The sequence below is a fragment of the Flavobacterium sp. I3-2 genome (assembly GCF_013389595.1).
Taxonomy (GTDB): Bacteria; Bacteroidota; Bacteroidia; order Flavobacteriales; family Flavobacteriaceae; genus Flavobacterium.
In genome coordinates this window covers 2,165,230-2,190,310 of the sequence record NZ_CP058306.1, presented here as the reverse complement: position 1 = coordinate 2,190,310, position 25,081 = coordinate 2,165,230, and the positions used below count along the sequence as shown (strand labels likewise).

At 29.8% G+C, this 25,081-nt stretch carries 40 protein-coding genes, 1 tRNA gene and 1 pseudogene; 29 read left to right on the top strand and 13 right to left on the bottom strand.

All coding sequences use genetic code 11. The annotated features are described in order from the left end of the window. Window positions 1–37: 37 nt before the first annotated feature. From HW119_RS10360 to HW119_RS10310, 11 genes are all read right to left on the bottom strand, one after another. Window positions 38–340: a DUF3861 domain-containing protein gene (locus HW119_RS10360; RefSeq protein ID WP_177764126.1), complete on the bottom strand. Its 303-nt coding sequence runs from the start codon at window positions 338–340 to the stop codon at window positions 38–40. A 74-nt stretch (window positions 341–414) separates the two neighbouring features. Beyond that, window positions 415–933, bottom strand: coding sequence for a GNAT family N-acetyltransferase (locus HW119_RS10355; RefSeq protein WP_177764124.1), 519 nt, complete (start codon window positions 931–933; stop codon window positions 415–417). A gap of 405 nt (window positions 934–1,338) precedes the next feature. Continuing rightward, on the bottom strand, window positions 1,339–1,926 hold the full coding sequence (locus HW119_RS10350; RefSeq protein WP_177764122.1) for a hypothetical protein: 588 nt from the start codon (window positions 1,924–1,926) through the stop codon (window positions 1,339–1,341). 25 nt (window positions 1,927–1,951) lie between these two features. Further along, window positions 1,952–2,341, bottom strand: coding sequence for a hypothetical protein (locus HW119_RS10345; protein ID WP_177764120.1), 390 nt, complete (start codon window positions 2,339–2,341; stop codon window positions 1,952–1,954). A gap of 3 nt (window positions 2,342–2,344) precedes the next feature. Then, on the bottom strand, window positions 2,345–2,860 hold the full coding sequence (locus HW119_RS10340) for a hypothetical protein (RefSeq protein WP_177764118.1): 516 nt from the start codon (window positions 2,858–2,860) through the stop codon (window positions 2,345–2,347). A gap of 220 nt (window positions 2,861–3,080) precedes the next feature. Further along, window positions 3,081–3,401, bottom strand: coding sequence for a hypothetical protein (locus HW119_RS10335; RefSeq protein WP_177764116.1), 321 nt, complete (start codon window positions 3,399–3,401; stop codon window positions 3,081–3,083). A 330-nt stretch (window positions 3,402–3,731) separates the two neighbouring features. Continuing rightward, window positions 3,732–3,968: a type II toxin-antitoxin system HicA family toxin gene (locus HW119_RS10330; protein WP_177764114.1), complete on the bottom strand. Its 237-nt coding sequence runs from the start codon at window positions 3,966–3,968 to the stop codon at window positions 3,732–3,734. A 5-nt stretch (window positions 3,969–3,973) separates the two neighbouring features. Further along, window positions 3,974–4,354, bottom strand: a complete 381-nt coding sequence (locus HW119_RS10325) for a hypothetical protein (protein WP_177764112.1) — start codon at window positions 4,352–4,354, stop codon at window positions 3,974–3,976. Window positions 4,355–4,601: 247 nt separating this feature from the next. After that, window positions 4,602–5,162 (bottom strand): DUF4276 family protein, encoded by a 561-nt coding sequence (locus tag HW119_RS10320; protein WP_177764110.1) that lies wholly within the window; start codon window positions 5,160–5,162, stop codon window positions 4,602–4,604. Between the two features lie 3 nt (window positions 5,163–5,165). Beyond that, the gene (locus tag HW119_RS10315; RefSeq protein ID WP_177764108.1) at window positions 5,166–6,341 is read right to left on the bottom strand and encodes an AAA family ATPase; all 1,176 of its coding nucleotides are present in this window, start codon (window positions 6,339–6,341) and stop codon (window positions 5,166–5,168) included. 75 nt (window positions 6,342–6,416) lie between these two features. Continuing rightward, entirely contained in the window at window positions 6,417–7,070 is a 654-nt protein-coding gene (locus HW119_RS10310) for a helix-turn-helix transcriptional regulator (RefSeq protein ID WP_177764106.1), read from the bottom strand. A 376-nt stretch (window positions 7,071–7,446) separates the two neighbouring features. Between HW119_RS10310 and HW119_RS10305 the strand changes: the two genes are divergently transcribed. From HW119_RS10305 to HW119_RS10295, 3 genes are all read left to right on the top strand, one after another. Next, window positions 7,447–7,522: transfer RNA gene (locus HW119_RS10305), tRNA-Leu, on the top strand. 14 nt (window positions 7,523–7,536) lie between these two features. Beyond that, window positions 7,537–7,689: a hypothetical protein gene (locus tag HW119_RS10300; RefSeq protein WP_177764104.1), complete on the top strand. Its 153-nt coding sequence runs from the start codon at window positions 7,537–7,539 to the stop codon at window positions 7,687–7,689. A 380-nt stretch (window positions 7,690–8,069) separates the two neighbouring features. Next, a complete protein-coding gene (locus HW119_RS10295; RefSeq protein WP_177764102.1) occupies window positions 8,070–8,654 on the top strand; it encodes a hypothetical protein in 585 nt (194 codons plus the stop codon). Here HW119_RS10295 and HW119_RS10290 read toward each other — a convergent pair. Further along, on the bottom strand, window positions 8,611–8,883 hold the full coding sequence (locus tag HW119_RS10290) for a hypothetical protein (RefSeq protein WP_177764100.1): 273 nt from the start codon (window positions 8,881–8,883) through the stop codon (window positions 8,611–8,613). The two genes, HW119_RS10295 and HW119_RS10290, sit on opposite strands and share 44 nt — an antisense overlap. Window positions 8,884–8,984: 101 nt before the next feature. Between HW119_RS10290 and HW119_RS10285 the strand changes: the two genes are divergently transcribed. Next, on the top strand, window positions 8,985–9,302 hold the full coding sequence (locus HW119_RS10285) for a hypothetical protein (protein ID WP_177764098.1): 318 nt from the start codon (window positions 8,985–8,987) through the stop codon (window positions 9,300–9,302). Here the strand turns inward: HW119_RS10285 and HW119_RS16935 are convergent. Then, the gene (locus HW119_RS16935; protein ID WP_177764096.1) at window positions 9,235–9,459 is read right to left on the bottom strand and encodes a helix-turn-helix domain-containing protein; all 225 of its coding nucleotides are present in this window, start codon (window positions 9,457–9,459) and stop codon (window positions 9,235–9,237) included. The genes HW119_RS10285 and HW119_RS16935 overlap by 68 nt on opposite strands. Window positions 9,460–9,571: 112 nt before the next feature. Here HW119_RS16935 and HW119_RS10275 point away from each other — a divergent pair, with 112 nt between their 5' ends. The 25 genes and pseudogenes from HW119_RS10275 (at window position 9,572) to HW119_RS10155 (ending at window position 25,081) form a co-directional block, all read left to right on the top strand. Beyond that, entirely contained in the window at window positions 9,572–9,715 is a 144-nt protein-coding gene (locus HW119_RS10275) for a hypothetical protein (RefSeq protein WP_177764094.1), read from the top strand. Between the two features lies 1 nt (window position 9,716). Further along, a complete protein-coding gene (locus HW119_RS10270; protein ID WP_177764093.1) occupies window positions 9,717–10,007 on the top strand; it encodes a hypothetical protein in 291 nt (96 codons plus the stop codon). A 390-nt stretch (window positions 10,008–10,397) separates the two neighbouring features. After that, a complete protein-coding gene (locus HW119_RS10265; RefSeq protein WP_177764091.1) occupies window positions 10,398–10,616 on the top strand; it encodes a hypothetical protein in 219 nt (72 codons plus the stop codon). A gap of 11 nt (window positions 10,617–10,627) precedes the next feature. Next, window positions 10,628–12,652: an AAA family ATPase gene (locus tag HW119_RS10260; protein WP_177764089.1), complete on the top strand. Its 2,025-nt coding sequence runs from the start codon at window positions 10,628–10,630 to the stop codon at window positions 12,650–12,652. 44 nt (window positions 12,653–12,696) lie between these two features. After that, window positions 12,697–12,987, top strand: a complete 291-nt coding sequence (locus tag HW119_RS10255; protein WP_177764087.1) for a helix-turn-helix domain-containing protein — start codon at window positions 12,697–12,699, stop codon at window positions 12,985–12,987. Between the two features lie 9 nt (window positions 12,988–12,996). Next, window positions 12,997–13,887 carry a recombinase RecT gene (locus HW119_RS10250; protein ID WP_177764085.1) on the top strand — a complete coding sequence of 297 codons (891 nt, stop codon included), beginning with the start codon at window positions 12,997–12,999 and terminating at the stop codon, window positions 13,885–13,887. Between the two features lie 2 nt (window positions 13,888–13,889). Further along, a complete protein-coding gene (locus HW119_RS10245; protein ID WP_177764083.1) occupies window positions 13,890–14,624 on the top strand; it encodes an MBL fold metallo-hydrolase in 735 nt (244 codons plus the stop codon). Window positions 14,625–14,808: 184 nt separating this feature from the next. Further along, the gene (locus tag HW119_RS10240) at window positions 14,809–15,198 is read left to right on the top strand and encodes a hypothetical protein (protein ID WP_218620352.1); all 390 of its coding nucleotides are present in this window, start codon (window positions 14,809–14,811) and stop codon (window positions 15,196–15,198) included. Window positions 15,199–15,209: 11 nt separating this feature from the next. Further along, window positions 15,210–15,473, top strand: a complete 264-nt coding sequence (locus HW119_RS10235; protein WP_177764081.1) for a helix-turn-helix domain-containing protein — start codon at window positions 15,210–15,212, stop codon at window positions 15,471–15,473. A gap of 2 nt (window positions 15,474–15,475) precedes the next feature. Continuing rightward, window positions 15,476–16,282 (top strand): hypothetical protein, encoded by an 807-nt coding sequence (locus tag HW119_RS10230; protein WP_177764079.1) that lies wholly within the window; start codon window positions 15,476–15,478, stop codon window positions 16,280–16,282. After that, window positions 16,251–17,102, top strand: coding sequence for a hypothetical protein (locus tag HW119_RS10225; protein WP_177764077.1), 852 nt, complete (start codon window positions 16,251–16,253; stop codon window positions 17,100–17,102). The genes HW119_RS10230 and HW119_RS10225 overlap by 32 nt, the downstream gene beginning before the upstream one ends. A 2-nt stretch (window positions 17,103–17,104) precedes the next feature. After that, on the top strand, window positions 17,105–17,266 hold the full coding sequence (locus HW119_RS10220) for a hypothetical protein (protein WP_177764075.1): 162 nt from the start codon (window positions 17,105–17,107) through the stop codon (window positions 17,264–17,266). Between the two features lie 19 nt (window positions 17,267–17,285). Beyond that, window positions 17,286–18,341 (top strand): nucleoid-associated protein, encoded by a 1,056-nt coding sequence (locus tag HW119_RS10215; protein ID WP_177764073.1) that lies wholly within the window; start codon window positions 17,286–17,288, stop codon window positions 18,339–18,341. Window positions 18,342–18,491: 150 nt separating this feature from the next. Further along, window positions 18,492–18,734 carry a hypothetical protein gene (locus HW119_RS10210; RefSeq protein ID WP_177764071.1) on the top strand — a complete coding sequence of 81 codons (243 nt, stop codon included), beginning with the start codon at window positions 18,492–18,494 and terminating at the stop codon, window positions 18,732–18,734. 43 nt (window positions 18,735–18,777) lie between these two features. Then, entirely contained in the window at window positions 18,778–19,161 is a 384-nt protein-coding gene (locus HW119_RS10205; protein ID WP_177764069.1) for a PcfK-like family protein, read from the top strand. Beyond that, window positions 19,158–20,441, top strand: a complete 1,284-nt coding sequence (locus HW119_RS10200) for a PcfJ domain-containing protein (RefSeq protein ID WP_177764067.1) — start codon at window positions 19,158–19,160, stop codon at window positions 20,439–20,441. Before HW119_RS10205 ends, HW119_RS10200 begins: the two co-directional genes overlap by 4 nt. 1 nt (window position 20,442) lies before the next feature. Next, window positions 20,443–20,817 carry a helix-turn-helix domain-containing protein gene (locus tag HW119_RS10195; RefSeq protein ID WP_177764065.1) on the top strand — a complete coding sequence of 125 codons (375 nt, stop codon included), beginning with the start codon at window positions 20,443–20,445 and terminating at the stop codon, window positions 20,815–20,817. A 3-nt stretch (window positions 20,818–20,820) separates the two neighbouring features. Next, window positions 20,821–21,084, top strand: a pseudogene (locus tag HW119_RS10190) (DUF3127 domain-containing protein); the annotation flags it as partial. A gap of 92 nt (window positions 21,085–21,176) precedes the next feature. Further along, window positions 21,177–21,410 (top strand): hypothetical protein, encoded by a 234-nt coding sequence (locus tag HW119_RS10185; RefSeq protein ID WP_177764061.1) that lies wholly within the window; start codon window positions 21,177–21,179, stop codon window positions 21,408–21,410. A gap of 91 nt (window positions 21,411–21,501) precedes the next feature. Beyond that, window positions 21,502–21,804, top strand: coding sequence for an ASCH domain-containing protein (locus HW119_RS10180; RefSeq protein WP_218620350.1), 303 nt, complete (start codon window positions 21,502–21,504; stop codon window positions 21,802–21,804). 32 nt (window positions 21,805–21,836) lie between these two features. Next, window positions 21,837–22,019: a hypothetical protein gene (locus HW119_RS10175; RefSeq protein ID WP_177764059.1), complete on the top strand. Its 183-nt coding sequence runs from the start codon at window positions 21,837–21,839 to the stop codon at window positions 22,017–22,019. A 32-nt stretch (window positions 22,020–22,051) separates the two neighbouring features. Beyond that, a complete protein-coding gene (locus HW119_RS10170) occupies window positions 22,052–22,192 on the top strand; it encodes a hypothetical protein (protein ID WP_177764057.1) in 141 nt (46 codons plus the stop codon). Window positions 22,193–22,254: 62 nt separating this feature from the next. After that, window positions 22,255–22,635: a hypothetical protein gene (locus HW119_RS10165; protein ID WP_177764055.1), complete on the top strand. Its 381-nt coding sequence runs from the start codon at window positions 22,255–22,257 to the stop codon at window positions 22,633–22,635. A gap of 219 nt (window positions 22,636–22,854) precedes the next feature. Beyond that, complete coding sequence (locus tag HW119_RS10160) at window positions 22,855–23,280, top strand: hypothetical protein (protein ID WP_177764053.1); 426 nt, start codon at window positions 22,855–22,857, stop codon at window positions 23,278–23,280. Window positions 23,281–23,536: 256 nt separating this feature from the next. Next, window positions 23,537–25,081 (top strand): T9SS type A sorting domain-containing protein, encoded by a 1,545-nt coding sequence (locus HW119_RS10155; protein WP_177764051.1) that lies wholly within the window; start codon window positions 23,537–23,539, stop codon window positions 25,079–25,081.

Genomic DNA, 25,081 nt, shown 5'->3' with positions numbered 1-25,081 from the left:
AAACTATTAATCAAATAAATTCATAAATACTTTACAATTACTTACGTCCTTTTAATTCTTTCATAAATTCACCTACGGCATCAGAAAGACCTTTAGTCATTGGATTTGGAGATTTTCTATTTCTTAACAAAACCTCACTAAATAATTTTAATCCTAAGAAGAATTCGGTATTATCATTTGGGTTCTCAAAAAGACCCTTATTTTTAATTACTTCAAAAATTTTAAACAAATCATCGTGATTCGTAAATTCTAAATCTAATGGTTCATTCTCAATTTCTTCGCCTTTTGGATTTGTAATTCCTTCTAAAGTTAATTTATAGCTATATGCTTTTTTTTCCATTTTTTATTATTTTAAATTTAATTATAACTTCAACAAATATGTAAATTCGAAAAAGTAGTTTTTTTTAATCGTGTTTAAAGTTTTAGTTTCATCATGATGTCAATCTGTTCATCATCTCCCAAATTAAAGATATGTTTATCAAACTCGACAAAACCATTTTTCTTATAAAAAGCAATTGCTCTTAGATTTTCTTCCCAAACTCCCAACCATACAAAATCTAAATTCATTAGTTTTGCTTGCTCAATTGCTTTATCGTACAGCATTTGCCCAACTTTTTTACCATGATATTCTTTTAGCACATAAATTCTTTCAATTTCTAGTGCTCGATTATCTTTTAATTCAGTTTGTGAGTTACCTGAATTAAGTTTCAAATATCCGATAACATCATGATGTAATTTAGCAAAATAAAAAGTAGTACTTGGGTTTAATATTTCTGAAGTAAGCTTTTCGATTGAAAAATTCATTTCCAAATACACGTGCATATTTTCTTCAGAATTACTTTCAGAAAATGTTTCGAAAAAAGTTTCTTTCCCTATTTTTTGTAACTGATGAATATCAACAATTGAGATTTTGAGTATTGTAATTTCTTCCATCTTCACAATTTAGTGCATTTTTAAACACTAAATTTTTTTTTAAGATTTTTTTAATTTAATTAAAGTCAAAGTAATTTCAGACTGAATAGAACAAAAAAAACAAGTTTATAAAAGAAACAATCATACAAAAATTGTTCAAAAATAATCAACAAAAAAAACCCAACTATCTAAAATTAAGATAATTAGGTTTTTATTTTGTGGAGCCGCAGGGAATCGAAATACATTCCGCGGATATTACACTTTTTACAAAACTGATAAACCCTTAAAAAACAAGAACTTAACCACTAACGAATTTTATTACAATACAAAAATACTCATTTATTTTTTACTTTGGTCAGAAAATGGACAGAGTAAAAAACCTTTAAAACATCGAAATTCAATGGGTTATTAGAAGATAACTAAAAATCAGTGGTCAGAAAAATTATGCTCTAAAATATTAGAGTAGTCATTTCCTGGATAGTCTTTCAAATACTCCTTTAAAAGGTCGCTAATCAAATACTTTACTGTCTTATGGTAGAAAGACTCACCAATACTATAATAACTTAATGTATCCTGAATTTGAGAGTTTATATAGCCTAATTCATTTCGTTTAGAAACAATTTGAATAAATTCTAAATCTTCTAATAAAAACAGTTTTACTTGTTCAGGCTTAATTATAATAGTTGAAGAATATCTTCCATGAAAGTCTTTAATAGATCCAACAAGTAATTTAAACTCTAACTCCTCCCCGTTTTTAAATCCAAAAGTAATTATATCGTTTTTAAAAAACTTTCTATTCCGATTTGAGTACGCAACTTGCATAAAGAATTTATTATTCACTACGCGAAAGGAAAAGCCGAAAGTGTGATTTGGTAAGTATTGAATCGGAATATAATCAAGAGCTGATTCGAATATATTTTTATGATATAACATATAAGATCCTAACGCATCATAATCTTGTCCAACGAGTTCGATTTGATTTAAGATTTGTATTTCTTTTTCGGTTAGGATCATATCTTAAAGATACAAAAAAAACACTTTAAGTGGTTTTGTAACAAATATTATATATTTCTTCTAAATATTGTTTTGCTTTACTAGCTTGGGCGGAACTTATTTTATAAGTAGTATATCTTGAATTCCTAGAATTATCATCTAACCATTGATATTTAGCACCAATACTAATCCCTAAGCTATCATAAACTAACTTCAATCTTGCTGAGTGTCTCCCATTTAAATTGTAAGCAGATTTTACGTCAGATATATTTTTACATTCTAGACCATTAATCTTTTTTGGTAAAATAAAATCCTCAACAAAATGAATAGATGAATAAAAGGCCGTTGTCACAACCCAATCTAAATATTGTTTTTCATCAAGAAGCTTAAAAGAAAGATTCATATTTCTTTCACCAAATTCTTTTTTAGAAGCCATAATTTAAAAACTTTCTATATAGCCGAAACCATCAGATATCAATAACTCTTCATCAATATTATCAGAAGTAATTAAACTTAAATCTAAAGAATTTTGGAACATCGTATTAAAAGCACACTTCACTTCATAAATTTTTGCGTAGGCAAACTCTACAAAAGTATCATCTAACAATTGCTCTTCAGGTAAGGATATAATTACTTTTGGTTTGTTTAAAGAAGTATTAATATAAAGCTTATCAACCTTATAACCATTTTCTTGAAAATAAGTGGAAACAGCCTTACTGGCTACATAGATTTGGGCCAAGTGATCAAATATTCTATCAGTCAATTTTTCTAATAGAACATCTGAAAGTTTCTCCTTACCCTGTTTCTCACCTTTTGAAAATCCTTCGGTATATGCCTCAGCAACTACGTTAACATGATAGTAAAGGTCATTTTTTTTATTAGGCTCAGCTTGTGCCGCATTATTTTTTAAATAGTTATAAAAACTATCCACTCCTACTTTAATTGTTGGTTCCATAGAGTTTTAAAAAAATTAATTATCAGCCGCATTTATATTGGTAACAAATATACAACATTTTAAAATACGTTTCACTTCTTTTCTCTACTTTACTATTATAAACAACTAAAAATTAGATATTTTAAAACAAAAAAGCAACCCAAACGGATTGCCCTTAATTGTAAATTAATTTATTGTTATACCTCAGGGCAAGACGAAAGTTTAATTATTTAATGTGGGATTATTTTTTCAATATTGAGTTGAACTCTGAAGGAAAATAAACAAATATTATTTCACAAAATCTTCCATAATAATAACCTTCAAAATCTTTCACGTCAACTTCAACATTTTGGAATTTAATTACTTTTGCTTCTAGCTTTTTATTCAAATCAACTGGAGTCAAATCTATAACACCCTTTTCTCCCCATTGACCAATATGTTTTAAATATTTACGAGATTCATGTGTAAAAATTTCCCAAGTTTTCAGCTCTCCATCTTCAACCATTTTGATTATATCATTTCGTAAATTGGTCGGATTCGTTGTAATAAAGTCTAATTTCATATTCAATTATCGTTGTTTAGGTTAATATTTTATGCTAGTTAAGTTGATTTTTACTATATCTATATATATATTATGAAAATTAGCAATAAACATTGTTAAAACTTCAGACCTTCCAGCAAGTTTTTTTAATATATCAGCTAACATTTATATACACGCAATACACACAATTCAGAAAATCAAAAGCCCCTCACCTATTTAGTATATCACGTATTTTATAAATGTTCTTTTTGGTTATTCCACAAACATACACTTTTTCTCCATATTTTAACATTTATTTTTATCAGGGTAAACCCTGATTTTTGGGCGTAAAAAAACACCCTAGTTGGGTGTCTATCTATTTTCTTTTATCCAATTATACAAATCATTCAAGTCTAATCCTAAAGTTCTCAAATTTGTCCTTAAATGTATGGCTGGAATTTCTTTATCTTTTTCTCTATGAGTTATTGTTCTTAAACATTTCGGACATCTATAATGGTCATGCGATGCCGAAGTTCTAATATAGTTACAACCTAAATGCTTTAAATAAGCAACCCAATCTGAGGTTTTAAGCGGTCTATTGTTACCCATATTAACTAGGCAACAACTTCTGTTGCTTCAATAAAAGAAGTTTTGGCTGTTCCTTTATCAAGCCCCTGTAATATTCCATCAGAATCAACAAAAAGCTTTGAGAAGTTCTTATTTTTAAATTTCTCTTTCGAAAACCCTAAGCTATACAAATACTCCTCTCGTTTTTCGGAACTTAATCTTAAAATATCTTGACAAAAAAGAATTAAGTTTTCTTTAAAAGAGTTATCAGCTTCTTCTTCGGTATCTCCATAGCCACTAACCAATATTGAAGGAGAAACAACCACGAAGTAATCACCATCTTTACCAGAGGCAATAAAAGTTCCGACATGAACATTTTGCCCTTTTACTCTTATGAATTCACTTAACTCAGTTTTTTTAATTTCCATTTCTATTCATTTAAAACATAGAAGAATTTATATATACAAATATACAACATTTAAAAAATGATTCACTACTTTTTAATACTATTTACTACTTTTTCATATTAATAGATTAGATTAGTTATGTTACAATACCGTTGAATAGCAACGTTTAATGATGCTTTGTTATATTTATAACAAGTATAAATAGAATTTACTAAATATTTTAAATTTAGTAATAAAAAAAACACCCTGGTTGGGTGTTTATATTAAACTAAACATCAGAAATATACTTATCAAGTCTAAATATAAACTTTTCAAAATAAGGGCAATTTCTAACCACTGTTTCAAAATCTAATGCCTTTATTATATCTCTATTATGCCCCTCCTTATATCTAAACTTAGTAAATTCTTTTAAAGCCTGTTTTGGATTAATATATTCCATAACAGGCTTATCCAATTTAAACGTACATTTATAAATAGAGTTAAATGTCTTGATATCAGCTAAAATTAGTGCCTCAATCATATAAATATTCAAAAATAATATACCACGATGTTTAACGGACCCTTTAAATTCATTAAAATAATTTTTCCTTAATAAAATTTGTGCTCTATCCTTTTCATGTGAATCTAAATCCCTGACAAAAATAGTAAAATCTAATTTTTCGGATAGAAATTGCTTAGCCAAAATATGCTTAGTCTTGGGATCTTCTAACATATCACCCGTAACATCTGAAAGTAGTGGTACAAATTCAAAACTAGTATATTTTTTTAATAATAAAAATTTTATGCTTTCAGTATCATGAGGGGCTTCGCCCACTAAACCAATTCTCATACTCTAAAAATCCGTATTTGTAAATAACCAATAATCACTTAAATAAAGTCCACTATCTTGTTTAAATTGATTGATCTTCATTTTTTCTTGGTCACTTAAATTTGCAGCTATAGTTTTATTATTATCTTTTCTAAAAATAATAATCTTATCTAAATCTTTATACCCTACAATATTTAAAGATAATGGTGAATGAGTAGTAAATAAAATTTGCTTTGTTTCAGATTCATCTTTCAAAAATTGTAACAATGAATTGAACTGTTTAGGGTGTAGCCCAATCTCTGGTTCTTCAATTAGAACAATAGTTCTATTGAAAACACTTAATGCCTCTTGAAATCCATAAGGTGTAAAAATAATAGTCGTAGTATCTAAAGAACTCAAAACTTCACTTACAATATAAAAAACTCTTTTAGTTCCGTCAGATAGATGGTCAAAATCAAGCCAAACTCCATCAACTTTATATTCTAATTTTAAATTTTTAATAGAAATTGAATTGGCATCAGTATAAATATCAAAACCTTTATTTACCCTAATTTCCTCAATCGATGTAAGGTTTTTAATATTTAAATTAAGGTCATAAAGAACATCCTCGATTTTATTAGCTAGATAGCTTTTAAAATTTTTATCCTCCAAATTCGTGATATAAGTCATCTCCCTATACACAAATAACAACAAATTTTTTGTAAATGAAGTAACACTAGGGTCTCTCATAATTTTGAAGAAATCTTCATCAAAATCAGATTTTGAATGTTTAAAATATACATCGTCGCTTATGAAAAGTTTATTGCTTGGCAAACCATGGCAAACCTTTATCACTTGGAAAGGTAAATTATCAGAGTCTGTAATAAATTCTTTGAAAGTTATAGAACGATCAAAAAACTTGTCGTTAAAATTAATTTCAATTTTACTACTCGTAGTGAAAGATTTAGATTCATTCTTTTCTAAAGTAAAACTCTTTTCTATTTCAAATCTTGAATCATCAGAAAATAAAATTTCGGAGTCAAAATTTGCTATATCGTCAAGATTGATGGTTAATATTTTATGAAAAAAATCTAAAAAATTTGATTTACCAACAGAATTTTTCCCAATAATTAAATTTAAACCTCCCTCTAATTTAATATCAATATCTTTAATCGATTTATAACCATTAAGTTTAACCGATTTTATAAGTCTATTACTCATTAATTTTTTTTTTAAAGATAAGTATTTTAATAAGACAAAAATAGTAAAACGTATTTATACATTAGTAGTTAAATTCTACAAATGTTTTCTATGTATTTTTCCCTTAATTAAATAAAGGTGCAATATATCAACTTTATTAATAACTGTATCCCCCTTATAATTTGGGTTTGAAGACCTCAATATAATTTTAGAGCCCTCATCATGTGGAAACAACAATTTCGCTGCACGAATATCATTTGCATTCCCATTAGTTACAACGAAGTACGCCTCACCCCACAATATAACATCCAAATTAAATACTTTCTTAATTGCAATTATTTCTCCAGAACAAAATGTTGGATACATACTATCCCCAACAATTGGTACATAAGCTGTACAATCATTAAAGTGTTCGTAATCTATATAAAAGGTTGGCATTTCTTTAAAATCGGTATAGCTTGTAGTTATTCCGGCGGTTCCCTCTATATCTTCAAAATATGGAACGCCATTATGAGGTGTATTAACTGCGTCAGAATTATTAATAATACTTAAATCAGTAATACTATCATCTAGTAACAATTTGATATCTAAATCAGGAAAATTTTCTCTAATTTTCTCTAATTTATCCCCTCCTATCCCTTTTGAAATGTTATTCACGTAACCATTAGTAACCCCAATAATGCTTTCAAACTCTCTTATCTTAATTCCTTTCAGCTTAAGATATTGCTTTAATTTATCTTTAACACTCATAATCAACTATTTAGGCGGTTTTAAAACGGGTAATAGATATTCTCTTTTAATTTTTTCTCTATTTTTCTCTATTTTTATTTGTTTATTAGAGTTTTCTCTGTATATTTGCTCTGTAATCAATAAAGCAATTCTAATACCAAATCGCTTAAGTCGATAAAGATACAAAAAATTAGAATACGTTTTTAAGCTTACCGTAGAGAGTAGAATACGATAGAGAACTTGGCGTAGTATGGGCGTCTGAACAGAATACCACACCTAGTAACATCAAATAGATGTGAACGCCCGAACGGGTACAGCGAGGACATTAACGATGATCGCTTTAAAAAGGAACGTAAAGACCTATTTATGATATTCTGCTGTGAAGCATTAATCATACACCCAAATACGCAAAATGGTAAAGCGGCTATACTTAGGATATAGTGACGGTACAAGTTCGAATCTTGTTTTGGGTACTAAAACTAAAATTATGGACGGAAATAAATTAATAGAAGTTAAACTAAGAAGCTTAGATATAGCAATGAAAATACACAAGGTAGAAGAAAATTCAAGTGAAGGTAAAATTTCATCAGCTGAGATATTGAAAACAGCTGATGAAATTAAAAAATGGTTAATCGACTAAATCATTAAAAAGTGAATCACAAAAAAATAACTCGTAAAGACATATACCCCAACTCATTTAAGAAATGGAATAAAAAATATCAAAAACTTTTAACAAAGGCAATTAAAACTGAAAAACGATTAAAAAAATTAATAGATAAAATTAATAACCATCAAGATAATTTAACTCGCTAAGAATATGAAAATAATTTCCTTTATGAAGGAACAACAAGACTTGTTTAAATATGCAATCTCAGTTTTTAGAGACAAAAGCGATCGAAATAAAGCTCTACGAAATAAAGCTATTGATTATTTAATTGCGATTATTTCATTATTTATTTCTACTACTTGTTTTTTGTTCACTTTGATAGTAATGATAATTAAATCAAAATAATAAAAAACATGGATACAGGCACAAAAAAACATAATTTATTATTTCAATTAGGAAACTATGTAAAATATAAAGGCGAAGTAGTTCAAATTAATAACGAACTATTAGCGAAACATCTTCTAAATCAATTAGACGAACCAATTGAACCAATTGAAATATGTAAAAAATGGCTTTACAGATTTGGATTTAAAACTATGTACAAAGATTGGTATATAATTCATAGTAAATCAGTCTGGGTTAAAATAAATATTAATTGGGAAAATAAAAAAGAAAATAATGAGCCTATAAATTGGTCATTTGGTTGTACAAAAATGAATGACTATGGTTGTGATATAAAATACATCCATGAATTACAAAACGGTATAGCGCCTATAAATCATTTATGCCTTAAAATAACTATTGATAACGAAATTGAAATTTTAGGTTCAAAATTATTCAATCTGTCACCATTACAACAACAGATTGAAATTTTAAAGAAACAGATTGAGCTTTACCACTACGAACATGGTTCGTATGATGAAAGTTATAAAAACCAACAAATTGAATTACTGACTACTCTTGAAAGCTTAGAATTGAAAAAATCAGAGAAAAAATAGACAACATCATTTGTTTTGAGTCTTGTCCTTCAGATACACAGAAATTACTTATTTGAGTTTTGTAATTCCTGTTTAATAGATTATTTATTATAACTAACTCTGGTTCGTTTTTTACATTTTCATCGATAAGTAGTCTAATTTTTTCAATAACGATGCCTTTTTGAGTATCATTTTCAAACAAGAAGCTATTTACTAAAACCAATAACTCATTTTTAAAATCATTTTTCATAATAATTATATTTTTAGTTAGAATCCAAATATAATTAAAAGCCACTGGTTTTGAAACAGGAACTTACTTCGATGTAGCAGTGGCACTAAATACATAAAACTATGCAACAAGAAGAAATTGAAAATTTGAAAAAAGAAAATGCGGATCTCAAACAAAGAGAAGCCGCACTAAAAAAAATTTTCCTTATAGCTCTTGTATATAACACAAACGAAACTAAAGATAATCTATTGGATTATTTTGAGCTAATTATCAGAGGATATATACAAGAAAAAGAATTTGAACGTAGAAATACTTTGATTAATCAACCGAATTGGATTGTAAATAAAAAAATTGAAGTTTTTTTATCAAATCTTAATCAATCGGACCAAAGTCACCAATCTCAAGATAATCCTCAGGAGTCTGATGAGGATGTTTCTTAAACATTTGATAACGTTTAAGAATTAATGCTGGAATAGCCTTTCCGCTTTCATAGCCTTCGATATCTTGAATTGTAACATGAAATGCACTTGCTAATTGTTTTTGAGTAAGTCCTAAAGAATTTCGAAACTGCTTAGCTTCATTTTTAAAAAATACCATACTAATTATATTATAAGGTTAGAAATCTAATATAATTAAAAATTCCGTTGTTGGAACAACCAATTTACAAGAGTAATACTTGCAACGGAACAAACCCTAAAAACCCAAACCTATGAATTACCAAGAATCAATCAACCGTATCAATAACGAGATGCAACAAATTAGAAAAGCAATGCAAACTCAAATTGAAAACAACTTATCAACCGATAAGTTCATTAAAAAGATGTTTAACAACTATAATATTATCTGTCTATAAAATGGAAGCAACATTAACTCATGCAGATCATGAAAGAATCGCAACACTAGCAGCAGCCAAAACTTTCGGTTTAATTAGAGATTTCTTAAAACCAGCCGAAGAAGGAAAAATTAAAGTAAATCAGTCATACTCAACAAAAGAAGTTGCAGGGATATTCAAAGTAACCGTTCATACCATCAGAAATTGGTATAGCGAGGATAAACATTGCTTACTTAAAAAAGTAAAAAATGTAAATAAATTTTCTGGAGTATCTGTCAAAGCAGAATATGAAAGAAGAAATGGTATAAAGTAAATCAATTGATTATGGAAATGTCGAAATTCTATATTGAGTTACAACTATTGAAAGGGCAAGTCGATAGCTTATGCAAAGCATTTGAAAAGGAGTACAATGCAAATAATGTTTCACAAAAAAAGAAGGAACAGCTAACAAGAAACTTCAACATCGAAAAGCACATTTCCAAATCAGTTGTTAAAAGAAAATTAAAAAACAAAAAAAGCGACGAATAATCGCCGCTTAAACCTAAATGATCTACCACAATCATTTGTTCAAACCCAATTAAAAAACTGAATTATATCGCAAATATAAACAATTACTTGATAATTGCAAATTTCTAAATAATCGCCGCTTAAACCTAAATGATCTACCACAATCATTTACTAAACCCAACTAAATAATTGAATTATGACAACAAATTTAAACAATTCCTCATTAAGCGGAAAGTTTCGTAGAGTAACTTTTTCGCAAAGTTCTGAACATAAAATTTCTAACCTAGTTGAAAAAGAGTTCAACAAAACTAAATGTAGTTCAAAATCATTTGAACTTATTCAAATAGCAAAACAACACAACCTTAGTATTGCTAAATCATTAAATGAAAAACATAATCTTAAATATCAATCCTAAATAGATCTACCATGAAATCAATTGTATTACAAAAATTAGTCTTAACTAATTTCAAAGGAATTAAAAACCTTGCTATCAACTTTTCTGAAATAACAGACATTTTCGGAGCTAATGGACTTGGAAAAACAACCATTTTCGACGCTTTTACTTGGCTACTTTTTGGAAAAGATTCTTTAGACAGAAAGGATTTTGAAATAAAACCTTTAGATGTAAATGGAAATATAATTCCTAAAATCGAAAATGAGGTCGAAGGAACGCTACTTGCAAATGGAGAAGAAATCGTTTTAAAACGAATACATCGTGAAAAATGGGTTAAGAAAAGAGGATTTTCCGAACCTGAATTTAGTGGAAATGAAACTGTTTATTTCTGGAATGATGTTCCAATGAGTGCAAAAGAATTCACCTCTAAAATTGATGATATTCTAAAAGAGGAAATTTTTAAACTTATTTCGAATCCGTTAGCCTTTAACAATCTTAAATGGCAAGACAGACGCAAAGTTCTTATTGATATCGCTGGAGAAACTAATGTAAACTACATCGATAATGATTTAGGACATATCCTGGAACTTACCAAAAAGAAAACCATTTCGGAGCTAAAGGCAGAAGTGAATGCTAAGGTTAAGAAAATCAAAGAGGAGCTAAAGCAAATACCAACTCGTATTGATGAAGTAGCCAAAGGAAAACCTGAAGCTGTTAACTTTGAATCATTAGAAAACGATTTAAAGAAATGGAAAATGGAACTTGAACGAATTGATAAAGAACTTCAGGATTCATCTTTAAAAAATCAATCTCTGTTAGATAGTAAAACACAAATTCAAAACGAAATTTTTGGATACAAATCAAAATTACAAGCTATCGAATTTGAACTTGGAAATACCGCAAGAGCCAAAACTCAAAAGGATACTTCGAAAATCGATTCTTTAAAGCAAAGATTGCAGAGTTTAAATTTAGAATTATCAAACGCTCAAGCTAATTTAAAACAAGTTGAATCAAATCGTGACTTTGAATCAAATCGTTTAAGGAAGATTCAGAAGGAAATGGAGTATAAACGTTTAGAATGGCAAAATGAAAACTCTCAAACCTTAATCTTTAATGAAAATGACTTTCACTGCCCTACTTGTAAAAGAGAATTTGAAAGTGGTGATGTTGAAGCTAAAAAAGCTGAAGCTTTATTAAATTTCAATACTAATAAATCTAAAAGGTTGAACGAAATCAACATACAAGGTGGAAATTTAAAAACTGAATCTGAAAACATTCAAAAATATATTGATGAGCAAACTTCAAGAATATTACAATTTCAAGCAAACATCAATAAATTACAAGAAGATATTAAATCTATTCATTCGGCAATTGAGTTAGAACAAAATATTTTAAACGGAACAGACACTCCTAGTTATGATTCTTTATTTACCGAACTTCTGCTATCGCATAAAGAATACAATTCAATTAAGGATTCTATTCAATCTAAAGAACAAGAACTTGCGAATATTCAACCTGTTTCAAATGCTGAATTAGAACAATTTAAAAGAGAAACTATTGGAAATATTAATATTGTTCAACAAGAACTTAACAAAAAGTTTCAAATTGCAGCTGCTGATAATCGTATTAACGAATTAAAACAAGAAGAGCAAAGTTTATCATCATCACTTCTTGAACTTGAAAAACAAGAATTTGATATTGAAAAATATATTCGTCTAAACATTGAAGCCTTAGAAAATAGCATTAATCAAAAATTCGAACATGTTACTTTCAAATTATTTGAAACTCAAATTAACGGCGGAGAGATTGAATGTTGCGAAGCTTTAATTAATGGAGTTCCGTTTCATAACGCAAACACAGCTTCAAAAATAAACGCCGGTATTGACATCATAAACACACTTTGTAATTTTTACAATACAGATGCGCCAATATTCATTGATAATAGAGAGTCTGTTTCAAACCTTATCAATTCAAAAAGTCAAATAATCAACTTAATTGTTTCGCCAAAAGATAAAAACATAAGAGTTGAATCTAATGTTCTTGTTGAACATTCGTAATCTACCCAAACCCAGTCCGTAGGTAAAATTAAAAAATTCTACTTATGGACTTACAATTAAATCAAATTTTAGAAGCAGTAACAGAATGTACGGGAACAAGTGCTGATGACTTAAAATCATCAAACAGAAACAGAAAGCTATCCGAATCAAGATTCTTATTCTTTTTCTTTTCATTGTATTTGACAAATAAGTCTTGTAGAGAAGTCGGAAGTTTTGTAAACCGTAAACATAACACAGCAATTCATGGCGCAAACAAAGCTGTTGAATTAAAAAAATATCATAAAGACTTTTATTTAAAATTAAAAAAAATTAACGATAAATTGACCCTAACCTAAATATCTATCATGAATACACAAAATCAAAACCCAAACACACAAGTAACTGAAATTAAAAAAGACATTTCAGCTCAAGTATTAGCAAAGGTTGATTCCTTTCAAAAGTCTGGAGAACTTGTACTACCAAAAGAGTACGTTGTAGAAAACGCTTTAAAGTCGGCATACATTATTCTTTCAGATCCAAAGAATAACTTACTTGAAAAATGCGATAAGTCCTCGGTTGCAGAGGCTCTTTTAAAAATGGTTGTATATGGAGTTTCACCAATTAAAAAGCAGTGTTACTTTATTCCGTACGGACAAAAATTAGAATGTTCAGTTTCTTATGCTGGAAATATTGCAATTGCCAAACGATATGGAAATCTAAAATCAATAAAAGCCAATGCAATTTTTGAGGGCGATACTTTCGAATTTGAAGTTGACGCAACAACTGGAAGAAGAAAAATTACAAAGCACAGCCAAACTTTAGAAAGCATCGGAAATCCAATCTTAAAAGGCGCTTATGCAGTTTATGAGTTAAACAATGGAGTTATTGACGTTGAAATCATGAACATCAAACAAATTCAAGCTGCTTGGGGACAAGGTGGTTCAAAAGGAAACTCACCGGCCCATAAAAACTTTGGCGATCAAATGGCTGTTAAAACGGTAATTAATAGAGCCTGCAAATTATTAATTAGTTCTTCAGATGATTCAATACTTTACGACCCACTTGAAGAAAACGAGTACGTTGATTCAGCTAAAGGAAATGTAGAGCAAGAGATCAAAGACAACGCTAATCACGAAACTATCGGCTTTGAGCATATTGAAGAAGCTGAAATCGTAGATGAAAACGAGCTTAGAAGGCAGCATCAAGAAATGGTTACTGAAACGAATCAATTTGAAATGTCGGGTCCTAATTTCTAAACATGAATCTTAAAGTAATTGGAACGGGAAGTTCCGGCAATGCATATCTCCTCTATAATAAAGAGGAGATTTTGCTTTTAGAATGCGGCGTATCCTTTAAGAAGATTAAAGAAGCCTTAAATTTTGACTTTAAAAAGGTTGTTGGTTGTTTGCTTAGTCATGAGCACGGCGATCATAATAAGGCGATTAAAGATATTCTTTCGGTCGGAATAAACCCTTATTCAAGCAAAGGAACGTTAGAAGCTTCAAATGTAATCGACCACCATAACTCAATAATTATCGAATCAAAAAAATGCTATCAAATTGGAAATTTTAAAGTGATTCCGTTCGATATAAGGCACGATGTAAAAGAGCCTTTAGGTTTTCTAATTAACCATCCCGAATGTGGCACTACCCTATTTTTAACCGATAGCTTTTATTCGCCGTATAAATTTAACGGATTGAATAATTTAATTATTGAAGCTAATTTTTGTGAGGATATCATCGACCAAAAGCTTAAAGCAAATAAAAAGTTTCTACGAGATCGAGTTTTGAAATCTCATTTATCAATTCAAAAATGCATTGACCTATTAAATGCAAATGATTTATCTCAAGTAAATAATATAGTCCTAATCCACTTATCAGATTCAAATTCAAATGAAGTTGAATTCCAACAAAAAGTTGCATCCGCTACCGGAAAAAATACAATTGTGGCAAATAACGGATTAGATATTCCATTTAACAAAACACCATTTTAATATGCCGTTACAGAATATTTCAATTAAAGGTTGGGCTGGATTTCTAATCTTTATAACTGCTTGTTCAGCATTTTTCAAATTAACTAAACTCATAAATATTGGTTGGGATTGGGTACTTGCCCCTATTTGGATTCCTATCTTATTAATAGCACTTTTTATCATTTTAATTAAAGTTATCAATTGAATGATTACGCCAAAAGATAAAATTCAATTAGAGCTTGAGGAAATTCAAAACTTCCTCGAGCTTACTCAAAGTGAAGATGTAAACGAGGCTGTTTATAGAGGAAACGAACTCGCCGTATATATGGCAAGATCCGGAAAGCTTTTAGCCGATGCAAAAATTCATAGAGACGAAAAACTAAACAGCGAAGTAATGCGAGAAATTAAGAGCCTTATTTCATTACCCGCAAGCACATCAAACAAATTCATCGATACTTTAACTAGAGAAGAAAATCATCTAGTAAATTGGGCTGATCGTTTAAATGCAGCTTGTTCCAGACAACTTGAATGGTGTCGGACTGTAATATCAAAAGGTAAAGCAGAAATGCAAGCCTTACAAATGTATCAAGGTTAAATATATCAATTATGATTGAACTTAAACACCATGAGAACTTACCCGAAAATCAAAGACATTTCACAAACAACAAAAAACATTTTTCTAAACAGTGTACTATCGTTTTACAAGCTTTGCAGCGTGGTGAACGACTTACTACTATTACGGCCTTAATCAACTATAGAATTGGTGATTTAAGACGAAGAATAAAGGATTTGAAAGACTATCATAAAATTGAAATCAAATCTTCATTTGTTCCTGGAACAAGATTTAAAGAGTATTATTTAAAAAATTAAATATGAACAGTTATGAACTTTCAAGATTATGGTTTGATTTCTGCTTTGAAAATCCGGAAAAAATAAAACCAACTCACACAGCGCTGTATTTTTTTATAATTGAACATTGTAACCGCTTAGGTTGGAAACCAAAATTCGGGCTACCTACAGATCTGGCTAAAGAAACAATTGGTATTAAATCATATAATACATACATAAACACATTAAATGATTTAGTTGATTGGGGGTTCTTAACTATGATAGAAAAAAGTAAAAATCAATACTCCTCAAATATTATTGCCCTATCAAAATTTGATAAAGCACTTGATAAAGCACTTGATAAAGCATTAATAAACCACGTAACAAAGCAAAGTGAAAGCACATGTCAAAGCACATGTCAAAGCATTGATAGTATAGATAAACAAATAAACAATAAACCATTAACAATAGAACCAATAAACATTTTTATAGAAAAAGAACAAAAAGAAAAGATTTTGAATTTTGAAATTTCAGAATTTGAAAATATAATACCTGCTAAAATTCTTGAAGAAGAAAAAGAAAAAAGTTCCGCAAAAAAAGAAAAAGATTTCATGGCGGAATTACTTCAAAATATAAGTTGGTGCGAAGTAATTTGTATGCAAAATAAAATACAACCTAATCAAATTCAACAGCAGTTAAATAATTTCGAAATTTTTCTCAAATCTACTCTAAAAACTCACAGAACTGTAAAAGATTATGCTGAACATTTTGTTAACTGGATCAATAGGCAATCAATAACTCTAGAAAAATCAAAATCTTATGGAAAACCAACCTTTTCAACAAACCGATAATTTAATTGGTAAAGAAATCGGTAGACATAAATATTCGGATTTAAAATCAAAAATCCCAGAGCTGCTTACAGATTTAGAAAAAAAACAAATTGAAATTTATGAAAATCGTCACAATCAGACTAAGCAAAACAGTCAATATCTACACGATTATTTCGAAATGATTAACAGACCTAAAGTAAAAACAGAAATTAAAATTGATGTAAATGAGCTTTTTACGGTTTTTAAAAATACATTTCTTGATCTTAATGGCAAAAAATTTGAGTTAAACGATGTTACTAGAGAAAACATAGCGCCTTTTTTATATTATTTTTCAAAAAACGAAAAATTTTTTAAATGTAAAAACCTAAGTAATCTTTCAAAACCGAGCTTTGATAAAGGTCTTTTAGTTATTGGGGATTTCGGAAATGGCAAAACTTCAGTATTTAAAACATTTGAAAAAATATTTAAAAATATACCTGGATATATTTTTACTGGATACTCTGCAAATCATGTTGTTGTTGAATATGAAAAATGTACTGACGATATCTTAAGAAAAGAATTTGAACAAAAAATGTTCAAAGGAAAAAGATATTTTGATGATGTAAAAACAGAAAGAACCGCCTCAAACTATGGAAAGGTGAATATTTTCAAAGAAATTCTAGAGGAAAGATACAATCAGAAATCACTTACTTACATTTCATGTAACTACAAAGAGGGTTTTCCAAACGACATAAACGAAGCGCTTAGTGAATTTGGAGAAAAGTACGGTGGACGTGTTTACGACAGATTGTTTGAGATGTTTAATATTATTGAATTTAAAGGGAAATCATTTAGAATTTAATTATGGCAGACGATTCAGAAAACAAACACACAAAGCAGCAGAAACAACGAAATGAGGCAATAAATGCCTTAGAAATGGCTAAGAAAATCGAAAAAGAACAAAAAAGAAGCGTAAAATACATTCGGGGAACTAACACTCCAAGAACGCTAAGAACAAATAAATAACCCAAATTTTTATACCACAATGATTAATTTATTTAACACTCAAATTGAGGAATTGTTTATTCATAAAGTAGGAAACAAAAGTCGAAATGAACCAATTTTCTTATCAGAAGAACCACTTAAACTTACGGATGAAATTACTCCGTTAATCAAGGAATTTTTCTTTAAACCCTTCAGAGAAAAAGAAGAAAACTACTTTCAATTTGTACATGATGCGGATTTAGATTATAACGAAATGTTTAATCTGGTTTCTGAAATATTCATTAACCCAAGTACGCTTGATAAAGTATCAAAGAAAATAACAAAACATTTATTTGATCAATCAAATCATCCACACATCAAAAACGGAGAGGTTTACGTGACCTACTTAACAAACGTTTCAATTGATAACAATATCGTTGATGCAATTGGAATTTTTAAGTCCGAAATTAAATCGGATTACTTTGAAATAAACGAGGCAGAAAGTCGTTTAGAACTGAATCTAAAGCAAGGAATTTCACTTGAAAAACTTGATAAGGGCTGCCTTATTTTCAATCATAAAAAAGAAGAAGGATATAAAATTTTATCGGTGGATAGCAATCGATACGATGCCCGTTATTGGTTGGAGCATTTTCTAAATGTGGATGCCTTTCAAGATGAAAACTTCAACACTAAAAAATATTTAAAGCTTGTTCAAGACTTTGCCAAGGAGGTTGTACTTCCGGCGGAGGATAAGAAAGAAGAAGTTTTATTCTTAAATCGTTCGGTAAACTATTTTGCTAAAAACGATGAATTCGAAGAAACAAACTTCTTAAATGAAGTAATCGAAAATCCAGACTTACAAGCCGAGTTTAAAAACTATAAGGCCGACAAAGGAGAAAAATATTCCGTCGAAGATTTAAGCAGTTTTGAAATTTCAAATTCGGCAGTAACAGACGCTAGAAAGAGAATCAAAAGTGTGATAAACTTAGACACCAACATATCAATAAAGCTTGATTTAATAAACCTAGAATCTGCCGAACAATTCATTGAAAAAGGCTGGGATGAAGAAAAGCAAATGTACTATTACTTAGTTTATTTTAATAAAGAACAGAAATAGTTATGGCGGATTGTTACGAAAATTCTGACGACACGTTTTTTGAAATATTAGAAAAAAATATCCCTTTTAATATCTCAGAAGAAATTGATTTATTTAAGGCTCAAATGCTCAGCAGGGGCTTTAAAGTTACCGTTGTTATAGAAGGATTTCATGGAGAAGAAAATATTAACTCCTGAAGAAAAGTATAATCTTCTCAAGGAATTTGTCGAATCTGACGGAAGAAATTTCGAGGAGGATTGTATGGCTGTCTATACCACGCCAACTAAACAAATTAAAAGAATTATGCCTTTGGAAGAAGGTTTCGATAAACTGATGAAGAAATTCAATAACGAAGAAGCCACCAAAGGAATTGATATCTGTATTAAACTAAAAATATATAAACCGAAAGAGTAGCTAACCCCTACTCTTTTTTTATTTCCTAAAATCTACCATAATCATGAAAGGATCTAATTACTTTAAAAATGTTATTCAAGACTATTTGAATAGCCAAACTGAAAAAGATGAGCTTTTTGCAAAATCACTTTCAAAAGAAAATAAAAACATAGACGATTGCATTACCTACATTTTAAATCAAGTTAAAGCCTCTGGCTGTAATGGATTTACCGACGAAGAAGTTTTTCAAATGGCAATGCACTACTACGATGAAGATGAATTAGAAATTGGAAAACCAATAAATGCACGAGTTGTTGTTAATCATTCGGATTTTGAAGGTAAAAAAGTTCCAACACAGCAAAAGGAGCAGGTAAAAGAAAGGAGCCCGAAAGTTGTGAAGTTAAAATCGAGTAACCAAGTTTCATTATTTGACTTTCCAGGCGTATGAAACCAAGAACTAAACTGCAGCATCAGTTAGTTCAGTACTCAAGTTGGCTAACTCTGGGCGTAGATAAAAAAATACTAAGCTATGCCCTATCGGATTGTAATACAAAGTTTGGATTTAGCACCGGTAAAACCTATTGGTGTGGTGTTTGTGGCAATTCTCACCCCGTTAAAGACGTTGTTCAGAATGAAACTATTTGCCCGTCGTGCAATAGCGAATTACATATTTACGAAACTAAAAAAAGGAAATTTCACGAAAGTTATTATATCGCTTTTGCCGAAGATATGTTCGAATACCAAGTGATTAGATATTTCCACGTAAATGTAAATTATCGAAAAGGAGAGTATTGGAAAACAAACGTATTGGAATGTATTCAGCAATATCACACAGACAATGATTTTCATTTAATAAGTAGGCTTACCCACTACGGCGATACACCGATTTACGGACCAATGGAAGTTAGAAATCCAGGCTACTACAAACAATACGCCTATAATCCTTACCCTTCTGCCTATCACCCGGAATCTGTATTCTTAGAACAATATTCTAAAAAAGGCTGCCAAGGAGATTTTGGAAATATTCGTTTTAATGGGCTAAAACGTCAATTGAATTTTGATTGTCCGAAAACCGAAACACTTCTTAAAGCCAAACAAACACAACTTTTGAAAGTAGCGATATCAGATTCTTACAAAGTTTCAAAATATTGGAGTACAGTCAAAATTTGTTTAAGAAATAACTATAAACCAATAGACGGAAGTATTTATTTTGATTACATTGAACTTTTAGAATACTTTCAAAAGGATATTAGAAATTCAAAATTCGTTTGCCCTAAAGACTTGCATAAGGCTCACAACAAACTTGTTGCAAAAAAACGTAAACTTGATAAAAAATTAGCTGTTGCCGAGCAAAAAAGAAAAATGAACTTTGATCAAAAACAATACGAAAAAGAAAAAGGAAAATTCTTTGGATTAGTATTTCAAAAAGGTAATATTTCAATCAAGGTTTTAGAAACTATTCAAGAGTTCATTGCAGAAAGTGAAAAGCACAATCATTGTGTTTATACAAGCGAATATTACGCTAAACAAGATTCGCTAATTCTATCAGCTAGAGTAAACAACGTATTGACAGAAACAGTTGAAATTTCATTAAAAGAAATGACAATTATCCAATCTCGAGGTTACGGAAACAAGGCGTCTAATCATCATAAAGAAATTGTAGAACTTGTAAACGAAAACCTTCACATTATCCAGGAGCGAATTTTATCAATAAGCCAATCAGCATAGCATGAAAAAATTAATTATAGAAGCAATCACTGAATTAATGGGGTTTGATGGAAACGAAATCTTCCAAAAATCAAGAAAACAAAAATATGTATTCGCAAGACAAATGACTTTTTACTATCTTAGGAATGAATTATTTTGGCAACAAACTAAAATCGGAGATTTATTCAAAGTCGATCACGCAACAGTAATTTTTGGTGTGAATAGTTTTAGATCTAAACTTGAAATTTACCATGAAGATAAAGATTTGTATATGCGATATAAAGCTGTTTTGAAACATGGAAAAATAGACGAAAAGGAACTTTTATCCGCATTTATAAACCAAAACAAAAAACATCTTAGCGAAAACTTAAAACAATACTTAAATGCAGCACTTTAGAAAATGGAAGTAACCGGATTTATAAAAATGATTGGGCTCGCACAACAAGTGAGTGCAAGTTTCAGAAAGAGAGAAATTGTTGTTACAACAGAAGAACAATATCCACAGCATATTTTAATCGAGTTTACTCAAGACAATTGCGATTTGCTTAACGGATTTCAGATAGGTCAAAAAGCAACTGTTTCAATTAATTTAAGGGGCCGTGAGTGGACCAACCCACAAGGAGAAACTCGTTACTTTAATTCGATACAAGGTTGGAATATAAAATAAATCAATGTACAAAAACAATAACAGATTCAACACACAAGGCTACGTTTTCGTAGCCTTTCTTATTTTATTAACTCTAGTAAAATTAATTTATGGATAGATTACAGACCCTTTTCAAAATATGCTATATAATAAATAGTGAAGGACAATATAAAACGTTGTTTAACCTAGCTGATACCAATTTCATTTCAATCTATATTTCTGAATTAGATGAGAATAATAATCTAAAAGGTATTTGCATTAATCAAGGCGATAATCAGGCCGTTTTAGACGGAATTGAAATTTTGAAAAAATACTTAAAGCCAGTTAAACCATGTTCTGCTTAATAATTGCGCTCTTAGTTTTTGCAAATATTGCGCTAGTTGTGGCACTGATTTTTGCGGTTAAATTTTTGATTCAAATAAAAAAGGAGCTAAAATGATGCTACACTTAACTCTAAATAAGAAATGGTTCGAAATGATCCTTTCTGGAGAAAAAACGGAAGAGTATAGAGAGATTAAAGATTATTGGAAAAATAGGTTTCTAATAATTGATGCCCCACTTGTTCACCGATTCAAGAAATTTAATAAAATAAAATTCACAAACGGGTACTCTAAAAATTCGCCTTCGCTTATAATTGAGTGCTCTGGTATTGACTACGGAAAAGGAAAAGAAGAATGGGGCGCAGAAAAAGGAAAGGACTACTTTGTAATCAAACTTGGAAAAATACTAACACAATAAAACTTCCCACTTGTAGAAAGTGGTTTTGATATATGGCTGAAAAACAAAGGAAATATAAATGTTTTAATATAACTGAAGAGGAATTAGATGCTATTATTCAAGGACAAGAGCAAATTAGAAGTTGCGCTGAATGTGCTGATGAAGGCTATGTGGAGTGGGTTAATAAACAAATTAGTTTAATAAACTCTTTCCATAGAAAAGTAAGAATACAATAAAACTTCCCTCTTGTAGAAAGTGGTTTATAATAATGACTGAATATGAAAAATTTACAAAACTAATTGCAAAAATTGAATTAGGATCAGCTCCAAGCGTTGGTTATTTTGAAGAGTTAATTTTAAAAGCAAGAAAAGCAATAGATATTGAAACAACTAAAACTTCCCACTTGTAGTAAGTGGCAAAATGATATGGAAACTGAGGATATAATCAATAATAAAAGAAAATAAATAGTTTATGAAAAAAGACGAATTAAGAATAGGTAATAATACCAAGCAGGGTAAGGTAATTGAATTAAGAGAAAACTCTGCGAGAATTGAATATTTTACGACTCATAAAAGAACCTCTTTAATATTTTATTCAAGTTTAGAGCCAATCGAGCTGACCCCTGACATAATGAAAAAAATTAAGGGGATTAAACAAAAAGAAGGTAGTTTGGGTTTATATTATTACATTGAACCATTTTCTGTTTTAAGATTCTTTTTTGATGGTACGCAATTAGTTATTATTAAAAAAGAAAACGGTAATATTTGGATTGCTAACAAAAAGTATCTTCATGAATTTCAAAACCTTTATTTTGCATTGACAAACGAGGAACTTGAAATTGATTTAGGATAGTAAAAGCGGGTTAATTACCCCCGCTTTTCTTATTTTTTAAAAGTCTCACAAAAGATAAAACTTTAATTAAAAGTTCTACAAACTCATTACACATTTCAAAAATAGACGTTAATTCACTCATAATAAATTGCTTTTAAGATTAAAGCACAATATTATTTCTATTGAAAAAATTTGACTGTGACATGAAAATTAGACCTTTTTAAAAATTTAAAAAGCATCATGATAAAAATAGGCATTGATCCCGATTGCGATAAATCGGGCTTTGCCCTAATCTACCAAAACCAAACCGAGCTAACCACACTTAGTTTCTTTGAGCTCTTTGACCGATTTAGTCAATTAATCAACTCCTTTGGAAAAGACAATATCAAAGTTTATGTTGAGTGTGGTTTTTTAAACAAGTCTAATTGGCATAGAAAAGTTCATGGCTCTTCGGCCATCAATGCAAAAATTGGGGAACGTACCGGTGCAAACTTTGAAACAGCAAAGAAAATATGTGAAATGTGCGAGTATTATGGCTTAAAGTATATCCAAGTTAAGCCTACAAGAAAAAAGCTAAACGCCGCCGAATTTAAGGCTATTACTAAAATAGAAAAACGCACCAATCAAGAAATGAGAGATGCGTTTATGTTGGCTTTTATTTGGTAAAAAATATTAAAACTAAAGTTACCTATTACCTACTTGTTTTAGATATTCCTTTAGAAGTACCGTTTTTGTAAAAAATCAAGATGAAATATATAGCACTCGTGAAGAAATCAGAAAAGCGATTAAATAAAATATAAATTCAAGACTGTTCAGAAATGAGCAGTTTTTTTTACTTAATTAAAAAATCATGGTTTACCACTATTTTAAATGAATTTTAAAAAACTATTTTTGGAGTTTTATTTTTTAAAATCATACACTTATGAAACAAAAATTACTCATTTTGCTCCTTGGAGTATTGAGCACCTACGGCTATTCACAAAAAATCCTATGGGAAAAAACAATGGGAGGTAAATATTCAGAATACCTTTTTGATATGACCCCTACTCCTGACAATGGATTTATTCTTGCTGGAAGTTCTCTTTCTAACAAATCTGGAAATAAAACTAAAGATGGAAACGGAAATCTTGACTATTTCATTTGGAAAATGGATAAAGATGGCGAAGAAGAATGGCAACTTTCTTTTGGAGGTTCTGGTGCCGACATGCTAAAAAATATCATATCTACAAACGATGGTGGATATATGTTAGGCGGTTATTCTAATTCTGACAAATCAGGAGACAAAACCGATACGCTTCGTGGACGAAATGATATTTGGCTTGTAAAACTTAATGCAAAAGGTGGTGTTGATTGGCAAAAAACCATTGGTGGTAACGGAGATGACAAGCTTGTTCAAATCAAACAAATAAAAGGAGGCGGATATTTAGTTGTCGCAAATTCTAATTCTACAATCTCAGGAGAAAAACAAGACAAAAACTTAGGCGGTTTAGATTATTGGGTTTTAAAGCTTGATAGCACGGGTAATATCATTTGGCAAAAAACTTTTGGTGGAATCTATAATGATGAAGTAAAATCTGTTTTGTTGACTAAGAATGATGAAATAATTATTGGTGGAAGTTCCAATTCTCCTATTAGTGAATATAAATATTTTGACACTAATGGCGGTTTCGATTTCTGGATATTGAAGCTGGATTCTGAAGGAAATTTAAAAAATCAAAAGGTCTTTGGTGGCGAATCAGATGATTTTTTAACGGATATTATAGAGACAGAAAAAGGTTTCATCATTGCCGGAACAAGTTCTTCAAACGGAGGTGGAAACAAATCTGTAAACTCTGAAAAGCACAATGATTTCTGGGTTATTAAAACAGATTTTAATTTCGAAAATGATCAACAATTCACTTATGATTTTAAAGGTGATGATTATTTAACAAGTGTGATTTATGACTCAAATGCAAACGAAATTTTACTTGGCGGATATCAGATGGATGAGAAAACTTTTAATAAAAGTTATATTTCTTTGATTACAAATGACAAAGGTGAAGAAATTTGGAACAAAAAACTTTCTACAGATGGTAGTGATTTACTTAGAAAAGTAACTCAAACTAGAGATGGCGGATTTGTATTTGCTGGAAATTCTAACGGAAAAATTTCTGCTGACAAAAAAAGTTCACAGGGTAGAGACGATTATTGGATTGTGAAATTAAAATCAAAAGAAAAAGAAAAGGAAACAGAAATTAAACTTGAAGCGTTTCCTAATCCAACCGAACAGTATTCTAATATTGTTATCAATCATGAATATGAAGAAGGAACGATTAGCATTGTTGATTTAGCGGGGCGTGTTCTATATACTGAAACTATTTCTTATGATATGGTACCGATTGACTTAGGTAATTATCCTGAAGGTATTTATGTGGTCCATGTCAAAACAGACGTTTTTAACGGGTCGGTTAAAGTAATTAAAAAATAA